This window comes from Mesonia profundi, from assembly GCF_031085155.1.
In the GTDB taxonomy this organism is placed as follows: Bacteria; Bacteroidota; Bacteroidia; order Flavobacteriales; family Flavobacteriaceae; genus Mesonia; species Mesonia profundi.
This window is the reverse complement of record NZ_JAVHUL010000034.1, coordinates 23,397-36,412: the sequence shown is the minus strand read 5'-3', so window position 1 is coordinate 36,412 and position 13,016 is coordinate 23,397. Positions and strand designations below refer to the sequence as shown.

The window sequence follows — 13,016 nt, the reverse complement described above, 5'->3', positions numbered from 1 at the left end:
TATATCAATAGATTTATATTTAATAGAAACATCAATAACATAAAAATCAGTATTATTTAAAATGCACAACGGGTTTATTTAATAAATTTGCTCCAAACCCAGCTCCATTAGAAACACCGTAGAAAAGCCTGTCTTTTTTTGTACTATTTGGATTCAATTTTTCTTCAACTTGTGGTATTAATTCATCTTTAAAATATAACATATGATTTTTAAACCTGTCAGCAAGGTTGGGGTTAATTAATTCCAAGTAATCTTGTTCAACATATTCAAAATTGCGATAGTGTAGATATATTTTATTGCCGTCGTTATCTCTCACGCTGGTACTGTCAGCAATTTTATCATTAGAGTGACTGCCAATGTAAATAATAGGTTTGATTATGTGATTCTCAATTAAAGAGTCTAAGTTCTTTTTGATAGAACTATTTTCAAGATTTTTATTACCATCTGTTCCGTATATAATTGAATAGTTTTTATCTCTATCAAAACCTTTAGGCAGATAAACGTTATGCTTCTGGTATTCATTTAAATGTTCACTGTAAATCGAATCGGTAAAAAATTTTGATGTAGAATTTGATTGGGACTTTTTTGACTGACAAGAAATGATGGATAAAAATATAAATCCAATAAGGTTTGTTAACATTAAGATTCTCAGGTTGTAGATTTTTTCATAAGACGCAATAGTATAGTTAATTATTTTTTAATGGGATGAAGTAAAAGCTATTGTTCAAGTTCCAAAAATTAATCTCAATTTAAAAATCCTTCTTATTAAATTTCCAACGCTTGTGCGTCCAGAGGTAATATTCGGGTTGGTTTTTAATTTGCTTTTCTAGCTCCTTAAAAAAGATTTCGGTAATCTTAAAATCTTCAAATTCTTTAGGGTTTTCTGCCAACGTAGAAAAAGTAGCTTCATAAAACCCACGTTTTACTTTTTCAACTTTTAAATATAAGACCGCAAAACCTAGTTTTTTGGCCATGGCTTCAGATCCCGTAAACACGGGAGTTTCTACGCCCATAAAGTTGCTCCAAGCCTTAATTTTACTCCTTTTTGGAGACTGATCTGAAATCATATAATAACTTCCTTTTTGACCGTCTCTTTTATTCCGAAGCATTGTAGGTATTGCCTCTCTACTATTAATGAGAGTGGTTCCTAAATTGGCACGAATATCTTTGATTAATTGATCAAAATATTCATTTTTCAGATTCTTATATATAGCATATCCTTTGTTATTGGTATCGTAATAATTGATGGCGGTTGCCCATTCGTAACTCGCGTAATGACCGCACATCACAATAACTCCGGGAGAATTCTCTTCTAAACGTCGAAATTCCTCCACGTTTTTATAAACAAATCTCTTTTTAAGTTGTTTTTCAGAAATGCTTAAGGTTTTAATCATCTCTAAAAACATATCGCACATATGATGATAAAAGGCCTTTTCTATGCTTTTTAATTCTTTATCTGTCTTTTTAGGAAAACATAATTTCAGATTGCTTTTTACCACTTCTTTGCGGTAGCCAATAAGGTAATAGGCTAAGAAGTAGAAAAAATCTGAGAGTAAATAGAATAGAGGAAATGGCAAAATCGAAATGAGCCATAATAAAGGATAAATGATGTAATAGATTAGTTTGCCCATGGATATGAATATGCGCAAATATAAAACTAAAATCTAATTCTTTTATTTTTGTTAAAATTATTTGTCTAAACGATGTTTCCACCGTTTATGTGTCCAAAGATAATATGCTGGTTCTTTTGTGATTTGATCTTCTAGAAGCTTAAAGTAAAGATCTGTAATTTGATAACTTTCTACATGTTGAGGTTCATCAGAAAGTGGTACAAACTTAGCTTCATAATGACCGCGTTTTACTTTTTCTACGTGTAGGTAAGTCATACTTAAATCTAAGCGTTCTGCAATATATTCTGCTCCTACAAAAGCGGGAACTTCGTGGTGTAAAAAATTCACATAATGCTTGGCTTCTTTGCGTTTAGGAGACTGGTCTGCTACCATCCCATAACTAGCCAAAGTTCCTGCTTGTTGGTTTCTCAACATCTTTTTAGGGACGCTTTTGCTCGCCAACATGTGTGTATCGTATTTAGACCGTATTCTTTTTATTAAATTATCAAAATACTTATTTTTTATGGGTTTATAAACGCCATAGGCTTTAAATGAAAGTCCGTAAAAATGCAAGGCGTTTACCCATTCATAACTGGCGTAGTGCCCCATGAGGATGACGTAGCTTTTTTGAAGAGATTCTAGTCTTTCCAGCTCTTCCGGATTTTTAATGACAAAGCGCTTTTTTAATTCCTTATCGGAAATACTTAAACTTTTAAAGGTTTCTAGAAAGAGATCCGTAAAGTGTTTATAAAACTTCTTTTCAATAGCTTTAAGCTCTATTTCGTCTTTTTTAGGAAATGCTAAGCTTAAATTATAGACAACTGTTTTTCTTCTATACCTAACGATATGGTATATGAGAAAAGTCAGAAAATCGGAAAAAGCATATAAAAGTCTGAAGGGTAAAATGGATATTAACCAGAGGATGGGGTAAACCAATCCATATGCTAATCTTTGCATTAGGAATAGAATTTTTGCAAAGATAATGTATCTTTGAATACTAACAAACATTGCACATGGGAGATATAGAAATCATTACTTTGGTCATCATCGCTATTAACGGAATAGCCTCCTTTAAGGGATTTAATGATCAGGAATTTTTTGAAAAATATAAGTTTAATATAGGTAAGATTAAGGCAGGAGAAAAAATTCGTTTTTTTACTTCAGGATTTTTGCATGTAGACATATCTCATCTATTTGTAAACATGCTAACCTTATACTTTTTTGCCAATGTGGTAATTTTCAATATGGGCGCGGCCCAATTTCTTCTTATTTACCTAGGAAGTTTATTGCTGGGTAATCTATTTGCGTATTTCTTTCATAAGGACGAGCCTTTTTATACGGCGGTAGGAGCCAGTGGAGCGGTAATGGGCGTCTTGTATTCGGCTATTTTATTACAACCCGATATGATGTTAGGTTTATTTTTTATCATTCCTATCCCCGCATATGTTTTTGGAATTGGATATTTGCTTTACACCCTTTACGGAATGAAAAGTAGGCAAGATAATGTAGGGCACGATGCTCATTTTGGAGGCGCAATGGGAGGTTACTTTCTTACCTTGATACTTTCGCCTTGGATTTTTACCGAGCATTTAATGATGGTTTTTCTACTACTTATTCCTATCGCAGTTCTTATTATTTTGAAAAAAACAGATAAAATTTAATATTTGGTACCCTTATTGGAATACCATAGAAAACCTATAATAATGAAAAAACTAATTTTAAGTATTTTAATCATGACATCAATCAGCAGTTTCGCTCAAAACGAGCCTACGGGAGTTCAAGTAGTAGGGGAAGGAAGCCTTATGGCGAGTCCAGATGAAGTAAATTTGAGTATTCGAGTAGAGCACGAAGGCAATACTGCCGAAGAAGTTAAAAATGCCGTAGATAAAGACGTGAGAAGCGTTTTTAAATTTTTAAAGAAAAGTGGAATCGATGATAAATATGTTCGCACAGAGTATTTAAATGTTAACAAAAACTATCAATATCAAACCAAAACCTATAATTATGTATCCAATCAAGCCATCTCTATTAAGTTAAAAGATTTAGACAAGTACGAAGAGGTGATCTCTGGTTTGTTAGCTACAGGAATTAATAGGATAGATGGGATTCAATTTGGCGCTTCTACTATGGAGGAATTAAAATCTCAAGCTAGAAAGAAAGCGATTCAAAATGCTAAAGCTAAAGCGGAAGACTATGTAAGTGCCTTAGGTCATAAATTAGGTACGGTACTCCATATTTCGGAAGTAAGTTCTTCACAGCCTTATCCTGTTGCCTATAAAAGTGTAGCGATGAGCCAAACAGAAAGCAGTGGAGGAGGTGAGCCTACTATATCTCTAGGAGAAATGGATATTAATGTAAAAGTGAACGTTCGTTTTTCTATCCTGAGTGAATAATATTTAAGATCGTTTGAAGAAAAAAAATCCCCATGAAAACGGGGATTTTTTTGTTATGATCAACCTTGAATTAGTCTAGCAATTCTGCTATTTTATCTTCAAGTCTTTTTCCTCTTAGGTTTTTGGCAATGATGTTTCCATCTTCATCTAAAATAAAAGTTGCAGGAATAGATCTTACGTTATAAAGCTTAGCGATAGGCTCATTCCAATACTCTAAGTTAGAAACGTGCTGCCAAGCTAATTTGTCATCCTCAATCGCTTTAAGCCATTTGTCTTTTTGCGTTTTCTTATCTAAAGAAACTCCTATAATATTTAAACCTTTATCGTGATATTTATTATAAAGCTTCACCACGTTTGGGTTTTCAATTCTACAAGGCTTACACCAAGAAGCCCAAAAGTCAATAATTGTAATTTTCCCTAAAGCACCTTCTAAAGATAGTTCTTCTCCTTCTGGTGTTTTTGCACTAAAACCAGGAGCTTTACTTCCAATAGAAATATCTTGATTAGCTTCTAAATACTTCTCAATTTTTTTACCTGATGGAGAACTCTTTGCTTTTTTTGATAAAGAATTAAATAAGGCTTTCTTATCTGCATTAGGATTAATATTCATTCCAATCATATCTGCAAGGACTAAAACTGAAACCAAAGAATTAGGATTGTCTTTAATTAACTTCTCTCTAAATTCGTTTTCCTGCTTAGTTAAAACTTCTTTCTCTTGTTTAAGAGATTGTACCATTTCTGGATCGTTTCTTAGATTAGGGTCTCTAAACTTTTTACCTAACTCATTTGACTTCTTTCCTTGCTCCCCAATAAAGTTTAAGTACTTCTGAAGCAGTTTTTGGTTCTCTCCTCCTGTTAAATCAGATTTTTGTAGGCTATCCTTATAAACGGTACCTTCTGTTTTTTTATTTTCATTGATAAATAAAACATTACCTCTAGCATCACCATCTAAGGTAAGAATACTTAATGTTTGATAATCTACTTTAGGAAGCTCTAAGCTAAACTCTCCATTTTTTACAATAGCGGTATCTATTGCTTTTGGAGTGCCATCATTACTCATAGCCGAAAAATAAACTTTAGCACCATCTTCAACATCAATTTTTGCTGTTAGAACAGATTCGTCTTTAGATTCATTTTCGCAAGCTAACAATGCGGTTAAAGCTAAAATTAAAACAAGAAATTTCTTCATTTTGATATTTAATTTGATTTCTTACAAAAATAGGTAACTTGCTCTAGATTCATAAGGCTTTAAGCTAAAATATTGTTAATTTAAGATGTTTCGTTTTGCGATAAAACTCAGTAAGCTTACTTTGTTTAATTAATCAAGATATGAATGAAAAATAAATCAGCAGATTTACCTTTTAAAATTAAAGTTAGTTTCCAAAAAGTAGTGGAGGCCTGTAAAAAGCGCTATAAAGAGGAAGATAGGAAATTAGCAAAAAAATACCTGAAAGATCTTCTTGATTATGTTAAGGAGTTCCCAGAGTTAGACAAAGGTATTGAGAATTTTGAAGACATCAATAAGTATGACGAACCTATTCAGATTTTACTGGATGATTTATTTCCTAACATACTTACCAATAATGAGATTAAGGCTGCTACTATCCCAAAATATGATATCATATTAAACCAAACCAATCGCTTTAAAGAAATTTTGGCTGATGCGGGAAAAGACTTCGAATTTAAAATTAGAAATTATGACATCGAATTTGAATATGTAAGAGGTTGTTTATTGATTCTTAAAAATTACTACGGATATGCTTTTGATTTCTCTAGACCTCTTTACTACGATATTCCACAAAAAGACGGAATCATCAAGAATTATAGACTAGGTGTAAATGCAGATTTTGTTAGTTTTGAAAAAACAGATAAGGCGGTTGACGTATCTGAAGAGGATGTAGATATTCTCATTCAGAATACAGATGATATCGTCTTATGGAAAGAAAAATTCCCTCCCGAAAGTTGGGTTTTTAAAGGATTTATTCTGCTTAATTTGACAGATGTGACCGTAGATGATGGAATTTCTGACCTTAAAACAGAGCTATTAACAAACAATATTCCTGATGGTAAAAATATTTCTGGGATGCTGGAGATTTTTAGATCCATCTATAGAATCCCCGATCTAGAATTAGGCTTTACCATGTTTGATGAAAACTTGCAGAAGTTTTATAGCATGGAGAAAGGAAATATAAAAAGTCATGTTTTATCTCATAAAGATGTTTTTGATTGTAAAAAAATCTTGGGAGAGAATGCTTATCACATGTTAATTGAAGAACAGAATTATTTTGTGATTGCGAATGTAGAGGAGTATGCAAAAAAAAATCCTAAAGATCTCCTTTCAAAAAATTTGTTATATAATGAAATTAAAAGCTGTATTCTAGCTCCTATTTCAAAAAATAATAAGTTGTTGGGAATTTTAGAGTTGGTTTCTTTTAGAAAGAATGAGCTTAATAATATTAATGCTATAAAGTTAGAAGATATACTGCCTTATATAGCCACCGCAGTGGAGCGAAATAAAACCGATTTTGAGAATAGAATCAAAGCTGTGATACAAAGTGAGTGTACTTCTATACATCCTAGTGTGCTTTGGGTTTTTGAAGAAGAAGCTAGACGGTTTATTCATGATCTAGATGTAGACGGTGTTTCTTCTTTTAGAGATATAGCCTTCAAAGATATTTATCCTTTATATGGTCAAATAGATATTGTGGGTTCTTCAGAAGAGCGGAATAATGCCATTCAAAAAGATTTATTAAATCAGTTAAGTTCTATTTCAACGATTATTGATGAGGCTTATGCGATTGAACCTATTCCTATTTATGAGCAGGTGAAATTTAGAATAGATGAATTCAGTAAAGATTTAAAAGAAAACTTGAATGCTTCTAGTGAGCAAAAAATCATCAATTTTATATACAAAGAGTTAAACCCTCTTATTGAGCATTTAGAAATAAAATCTCCCAGTCTTAAGGATAATGTAGACCGTTACAAGAAGGATTTAGATCTCAAAACGGGTGTGGTGTATAATCATAGAAAAAATTATGATGATACCGTACAACGAATCAACCGGACACTTTCTCGTTTTTTGGATAGAAAACAAGAAGATGCTCAGAAAATATATCCGCATTATTTTGAACGTTATAAAACAGATGGCGTAGAGCACAATATGTATATTGGTAGCGATATGGTAAAAGATAGGTCTTTTAGTGAGGTGTATTTATATAACTTACGTCTTTGGCAGTTGCAGGTCATGTGTGAAATGGAAAATAAATTCTATAATGTACAGGAAAGTATGCCGTTAAAATTAGATGCAGCCTCTTTAATTCTTGTGTTTAGCTCTACCTTATCTATACGCTATAGAATGGATGAGAAAAAGTTTGATGTAGATGGCACTTACAATGCACGCTATGAAATTATCAAAAAGAGAATTGATAAGGCCTACATAAAAAACACGGAAGAGAGAATTACCCAAAAAGGTAAAATAGCTATAGTATATTCTCAAAAATCTGATGAAAGAGAATACGTAAGATATATTAAGTATTTGCAGAAGAAAAATTATCTAGGTGATGAAATAGAGCATCTAGAGTTAGAAGATGTGCAAGGTGTGGTTGGATTGCGAGCTTTAAGAGTAAATGTGCTCTACCAATCTGAAGAGAATACAGAGAATATTTCTTATGAAAACCTGATGAAAGAATTACATCACTAAATAAAAAAAGCTCTTCCAACGAAGAGCTTTTTTTATGGATTTAAACAGACCAGAAGGCAACGACAAAACTAATTACCGAGATAATGATCCCAGTCATAAATATCGTATACGTCCACCGCAGCAGTCTATATTTTCGATTTAAAACAACTCCTAATAAATATAAATCTTTGGTTAAGGCTTCATAGATATAATCTTTATCTTTTAAGATTTCATTGATGCCCCACATATATTCCTTAAAATTCATTTTGTGAAAGTTTCCAAAAAATAAAATATTCACTTCTCGCTTCTTTATTTGTTCTCGCGTAAACTCCCCACTAGTCACATTAGGACGGGTAGACATAATAGACAATATAATAGAAGCTACGCTAAAACAAACCAATACGAGTGTTGGCATCATTAGGTGACGGTTAGAAGCCGCATCTAATTTCGGGATAATATTCGCCAAAGCCAAAGAGATAATAATGGCGTTTACTGAGAGCAAAATGTTGGCTTTAGTATCGGCGATATCACTTAATTTAATATGGTTTCTTAAGGCTGTTCTATATAGGGTTTGTATTCCTCTCTCGGGATTATCATTTTTATACTTTGCTTTTAATTTTGCTTTGGTTTTTTCTTTTTCAAACTTTTTACCTAGTTTCTTCTGACCTTCTAAAATAGATAAAAGGTTTTCGTCTTTTTTAGGTTTCCAATGTTCTACAGCATACGGAGTATAAAACCTATGTTTTTCTGTGAAGAGTTTAATATTTTCAACATTCCATTCGCTAGGGGAGAAATTGCTTAGGTTTTGAATTCTCAATTCTTGTCTTAAAAACTCGGTGGTTTCTTCAAAATATTCTTTGGCTAGATGGGAAGAGTCCGCATCTTTAATAATTTTTTCTGGAAGTGTTTCGGGGATGGCAGACATTCGGGTGTTATCAATGTATCTCGTTACCATTTCTATGATTTCTGGATCTACATTCTCTTCCGTTAAGAAAGCTTCAGCAATCTTAATACTTTCTTCCTCGTGTCCTTTTGATTTTACGGTGTAACCCGTGTCGTGAAGCCAAGCTGCGAGTAAAAGCGCCTGTTCTTCTTTAACATTTATTTCGGAATTTTCAATTAATTCTTTAGTACTTTTAACCACTCTTTGCGTATGGTTATAATTATGATATATAAAAGTATTAGGAAGTTTTTCAGTAAATAATTGAAGAACAAACTTGTTCACTTTTTCTAGAATATCGGGCATGAGCTTGAGTTAAATGTTCTGCAAATTACAAAAAATCAAAGTTGATTTAATATTTATGAAGAAAAATAACATAGTTCTAACACTTATAGCAATTCTTGTGATCTATGGTTGTGCTTCCTTTGATCCTAAGTATAAAGATGAAGAAGTTCAAAAAGGAATGGTTTATCCTAGCCAAAAGGAATTGGAGCATCGTTTTTTCTTATTAGGAGATGCAGGATATTCTCAAGTAGGCGGAACCTCTTTAGGAATATTAGCATTTAAATCTATGCTAGATTCCATTCAGTCAAAAAATTCAACGACCATATTTTTAGGAGATAATATCTATCCCGCGGGAATGCCTCCAGAAGGTGATCCCTTAAGAAAGCAATCAGAATATAGAATTGACGCGCAGCTAGATGCCTTAGAAAGCTATGAAGGGAATGTTATCTTTATTCCTGGAAATCACGATTGGTACGATGAAGGAATTAATGGTTTAAACGAGCAAAGAGATTATATAGAAGATCGATTAGAAAAAAACAATGTTTGGGCGCCAAATACGGGTTGCGGGTTTGAAGTGAGAGAACTTTCAAAAGAGCTTACTTTAATTATTATAGATACCCAATGGTTTCTTGAGAACTGGGATAATAACCCCACCATCAATGATAACTGTTCAGAGATTAAAACTCGGGAGGCTTTATTATTGAAGTTTGACAGTGAATTAAAGAAAAATGAGAATAAGAATGTGGTAGTCGCTATGCACCACCCTTTACTTACCAACGGAATACACGGGGGAAACTATCATTTTAATAAGCACTTATACCCTTCACAAAATAAAATTCCTTTACCTGTTTTAGGATCTTTAGCGACATTGATAAGAACTACAGGAGGAGTTTCTATACAGGATGCACAAAATAAGCGGTATAAAAATATGATCGACCGGTTTTCTACCGCAGCTGGTGGTTACGACAATGTGATGTTTGTTTCTGGTCACGAGCATAACTTACAATATAATGTAGAGGGTAATATTCACCAAATCGTATCGGGTTCTGGCTCTAAAGAATCTTATGCAAGCCTTAGGACTAATGGTGTTTTTGCTTTTCCTGGTCAGGGATTTGCTATTTATGACATTTTTAAAGACGGTTCTACTTGGGTAAAGTATTTTAGAAGTATAGACAATCAGCCCGTTTTGATGTTTCAACAAGAAATATTTGAGGCTAAGAAAAAATTTGATTTTGTTCCTTTAATTTCTAAAAAAATAAATACTCCTTATGTCAAAGCTTCTATTCATGAGCATGAGAAAGAAGAAGAGGAGAGGGTATATAAAAGTATTTTCGGAAATCAATATAGAGATCTTTACGGAAAAAAAATCAAAGCTCCTGTTGCCTATTTAGATACTTTGCATGGAGGCATGGAAGTGATTCGAGCTGATGGAGGTCATCAAACAAAGTACTTACGACTGAAAGATAAGCAAGGAAGAGAATATAATTTGAGAGCGCTTAAAAAAAATGCGTTAAAATTAGTGCAATCTGCAGCTTTCCAAGACCAGCAAGTAAGCGAAGATTTTGAAAATTCCTTAGCAAAAAAAGCGGTTCAAAATTTTTATACAGCAGCGCATCCTTATGCTTTTATGGTGGTTCCAGATTTATCTGAAGCTATTGATGTGTATCATACCAATCCAGAAATTTTATATGTTCCTAAGCAAACAGCATTAAAAGAATACAATGAAAACTATGGAGATGAATTATATATGTTGGTAGAAAGACCCGCCGAGTCTTGGATGGATTCTGACAGATTTGGAAGACCCAACAAAGATATTGAAAGTACCTCTGGCTTGTTTGAGCGTTTACGCCGAGATGAAGAATATCACTTAGATGAAGCGACTTATATTAGAGCTAGGGTTTTTGATATGTTGATTGGAGATTGGGATCGGCATCAAGATCAATGGCGTTGGTCTGAGTTTGAAGATAAAGAAGGTAACAAGACTTTTAAGCCTATTCCGCGAGATAGAGATCAGGTTTTTTCCAATTTTGATGGTGCCTTTTTTGCAACGCTTAGAGGTTTAACGGGCTTAGGAAATCAATTTAATACGTACGGAGAGAATATTTCAGATATCGCTTGGTTTAACTCATCGGTGGTTGGATTGGATAGAGCATTACTTCAAAATTTAGGAAAAAAAGAATGGCTAAAGCAGGCAACATACATTCAAGAACATATTACAGATGAAGTGATAGAAACTGCCTTTTCAAAGCTTCCAGAAGAAATTCAAACCGAAGAAACTACAGAAAAATTAAAAAAAGAACTAAAGGGAAGAAGAGGAAATATTGTAGATATCGCAGAGCGGTATTACAATTACTTCGCCAAATTGGCGATTGTAACAGCCACAGATAAGGACGATTTTATAGACATCACAAGATTGGAAGATGGGAGTACCAATGTTTCTATTTACAGAAATATTAAAGGAAATCGTAAATATGTGGTGAGTTATAAAACTTACTTAAAAGAAGAAACAAACAATATTTGGATCTATGGCTTAGATGATGACGATGTGTTTAATGTTGTGGGAGAATCCAATTATTATATACCTATCAAGATTATTGGTGGACAAAACAATGATATTTTTAAAATAGAGAATGGGAAAGGGGTTACGGTGTATGATCATAAATCTAAACCCAATACCTTAGATGAAATTGGAAATGCCAAATTGAGACTTACCGATAAGTATTCGGTAAACGTCTATAACAAAGACAAGAGAATTTACAGCTCTACAACGATTCAACCAGGATTAGCTTATAATCCGGATGACGAATTTCAAATCGGAGTAAAAGCCGTACTGACCAACAATCGTTTTAAGAGAAATCCTTTTTCTTCGCAGCACGAGGTTGAATTAGGTTATTACACCGGTTATAATGGATTTAAAGTGAACTACGATGCTCAATTTGCAAATGTTTTGGGTGATTTCAACTTTGCCGTTGGCGCACATTTTACCAGTAACAATTACGCCACCAACTTTTTTGGTTTTGGGAATGAAACCACCAATTTTGCCGAAGATGATTTCTCGTATGATTACAATCAGGTAGAGATTAATAGGATTGGGGTAGAAGCAGGATTAAAACAAGCAACGCCTTTTGGAAGTTACTTTGAGTACATGCTTTCTTTTGAAACCGTAAAATTAGGTGATGTTGAAAATAGGTATGTGTCTAATATGTACACTACTGAAGGAGATGAGTTTTTTGAAAGAAAATATTTTGCAGGGGCTCACGCTACGTATAAATATGAAAGTTACGACGACGAAATAAACCCTACCCGAGGAATGGATTTTGAACTTACGGTAGGGGGAAAATTGAATACGACAGAAATTAACCATTCTTATGCTTACATACAACCTCATTTAGAATTTTACAATTCCATTTCTAGGAATAAAAAATGGGTGATTAACTCTCACGTAGATTCTCAAATTAATATAGGCAATGGCTATGAGTTTTATCAAGCAGCTCAATTGGGCGGTAAAACCGGATTAAGAGGTTATCGTAATGAACGATTTTCTGGGCAACGTTCTTTTTCTACAGGTGCCGATTTACGCTATAGCTTTGGCCAATTTAGAACGCGATTTCTTCCGCTTCAAATCGGACTTTTTGCTGGGGGAGACCTAGGTAGAGTTTGGCTTGCAGGAGATGGAAGTGATAAATGGCATAATGATTATGGAGGAGGAATTTTTATTAACAGCTCACAATCTATCCGTGGGAAATTGAATATGTTTAACGGTGAAGATGGCTGGCGCTTTAGCTTCGGGTTTGGGTTTACATTTTAAATTCAGTAATAAAACTTCAATAGTTATATACATTTTCTCCTTGTCTAAATTCTAAAATGAAATACTTCCATAAAGTTCTAGATAAATAATTAAGGACTTAAGGAAAATAAACGGTACAGGTGTTTAGAAGGTGTGCGTAATAAGCCTTCCGTCATTCCTGCGTAATGCCATCTTCCCTATTTTAGGGAAGGAGTATTTACGAACTCTTTAAGTGCACTGTAATTATAAATTCTAGGATAAAGACTCCAACTGAAATTCAATAATAAAATAAAAAATCCGCTTTAAAAGCGGATTTTTTATC

Annotated in this window: 9 protein-coding genes; 4 read left to right on the top strand and 5 right to left on the bottom strand. The window is 33.4% G+C overall.

The window, feature by feature from the left end:
• Positions 1 to 52 precede the first annotated feature (52 nt).
• The 3 genes from RBU60_RS11585 to RBU60_RS11575 all read right to left on the bottom strand — a co-directional run bounded on the left by RBU60_RS11585 (position 53) and on the right by RBU60_RS11575 (position 2,567).
• Entirely contained in the window at positions 53 to 640 is a 588-nt protein-coding gene (locus tag RBU60_RS11585; RefSeq protein WP_308865212.1) for an alpha/beta hydrolase-fold protein, read from the bottom strand.
• A 109-nt stretch (positions 641 to 749) separates the two neighbouring features.
• The gene (locus RBU60_RS11580; protein WP_308865211.1) at positions 750 to 1,631 is read right to left on the bottom strand and encodes a lysophospholipid acyltransferase family protein; all 882 of its coding nucleotides are present in this window, start codon (positions 1,629 to 1,631) and stop codon (positions 750 to 752) included.
• 57 nt (positions 1,632 to 1,688) lie between these two features.
• A complete protein-coding gene (locus tag RBU60_RS11575; protein WP_308865210.1) occupies positions 1,689 to 2,567 on the bottom strand; it encodes a lysophospholipid acyltransferase family protein in 879 nt (292 codons plus the stop codon).
• 56 nt (positions 2,568 to 2,623) lie between these two features.
• On the opposite strand from RBU60_RS11575, the gene RBU60_RS11570 reads away from it, so the two are divergent.
• On the top strand, positions 2,624 to 3,271 hold the full coding sequence (locus RBU60_RS11570) for a rhomboid family intramembrane serine protease (protein ID WP_308865209.1): 648 nt from the start codon (positions 2,624 to 2,626) through the stop codon (positions 3,269 to 3,271).
• Positions 3,272 to 3,313: 42 nt separating this feature from the next.
• Complete coding sequence (locus RBU60_RS11565) at positions 3,314 to 4,003, top strand: SIMPL domain-containing protein (protein WP_308865208.1); 690 nt, start codon at positions 3,314 to 3,316, stop codon at positions 4,001 to 4,003.
• A gap of 70 nt (positions 4,004 to 4,073) precedes the next feature.
• On the opposite strand, the gene RBU60_RS11560 is transcribed toward RBU60_RS11565, so the two are convergent.
• The gene (locus RBU60_RS11560; protein WP_308865207.1) at positions 4,074 to 5,192 is read right to left on the bottom strand and encodes a redoxin domain-containing protein; all 1,119 of its coding nucleotides are present in this window, start codon (positions 5,190 to 5,192) and stop codon (positions 4,074 to 4,076) included.
• A 144-nt stretch (positions 5,193 to 5,336) separates the two neighbouring features.
• On the opposite strand from RBU60_RS11560, the gene RBU60_RS11555 reads away from it, so the two are divergent.
• Positions 5,337 to 7,703, top strand: coding sequence for a GAF domain-containing protein (locus tag RBU60_RS11555; RefSeq protein WP_308865206.1), 2,367 nt, complete (start codon positions 5,337 to 5,339; stop codon positions 7,701 to 7,703).
• A gap of 40 nt (positions 7,704 to 7,743) precedes the next feature.
• Here RBU60_RS11555 and RBU60_RS11550 read toward each other — a convergent pair whose 3' ends face one another.
• Positions 7,744 to 8,928: a Pycsar system effector family protein gene (locus RBU60_RS11550; protein ID WP_308865205.1), complete on the bottom strand. Its 1,185-nt coding sequence runs from the start codon at positions 8,926 to 8,928 to the stop codon at positions 7,744 to 7,746.
• Positions 8,929 to 8,983: 55 nt separating this feature from the next.
• Here RBU60_RS11550 and RBU60_RS11545 point away from each other — a divergent pair, with 55 nt between their 5' ends.
• Positions 8,984 to 12,715: a metallophosphoesterase gene (locus RBU60_RS11545; RefSeq protein ID WP_308865204.1), complete on the top strand. Its 3,732-nt coding sequence runs from the start codon at positions 8,984 to 8,986 to the stop codon at positions 12,713 to 12,715.
• The last annotated feature ends 301 nt before the right edge of the window (positions 12,716 to 13,016 follow it).

Bases quoted from the DNA above. Each gene is read 5' to 3' on its own strand.
- RBU60_RS11560 (WP_308865207.1), bottom strand. From the start codon at position 5,192: ATGAAGAAATTTCTTGTTTTAATTTTAGCTTTAACCGCATTGTTAGCT.
- RBU60_RS11580 (WP_308865211.1), bottom strand. From the start codon at position 1,631: ATGGGCAAACTAATCTATTACATCATTTATCCTTTATTATGGCTCATT.
- RBU60_RS11575 (WP_308865210.1), bottom strand. From the start codon at position 2,567: ATGCAAAGATTAGCATATGGATTGGTTTACCCCATCCTCTGGTTAATA.
- RBU60_RS11545 (WP_308865204.1), top strand. From the start codon at position 8,984: ATGAAGAAAAATAACATAGTTCTAACACTTATAGCAATTCTTGTGATC.
- RBU60_RS11565 (WP_308865208.1), top strand. From the start codon at position 3,314: ATGAAAAAACTAATTTTAAGTATTTTAATCATGACATCAATCAGCAGT.
- RBU60_RS11555 (WP_308865206.1), top strand. From the start codon at position 5,337: ATGAAAAATAAATCAGCAGATTTACCTTTTAAAATTAAAGTTAGTTTC.
- RBU60_RS11585 (WP_308865212.1), bottom strand. From the start codon at position 640: ATGTTAACAAACCTTATTGGATTTATATTTTTATCCATCATTTCTTGT.
- RBU60_RS11570 (WP_308865209.1), top strand. From the start codon at position 2,624: ATGGGAGATATAGAAATCATTACTTTGGTCATCATCGCTATTAACGGA.
- RBU60_RS11550 (WP_308865205.1), bottom strand. From the start codon at position 8,928: ATGCCCGATATTCTAGAAAAAGTGAACAAGTTTGTTCTTCAATTATTT.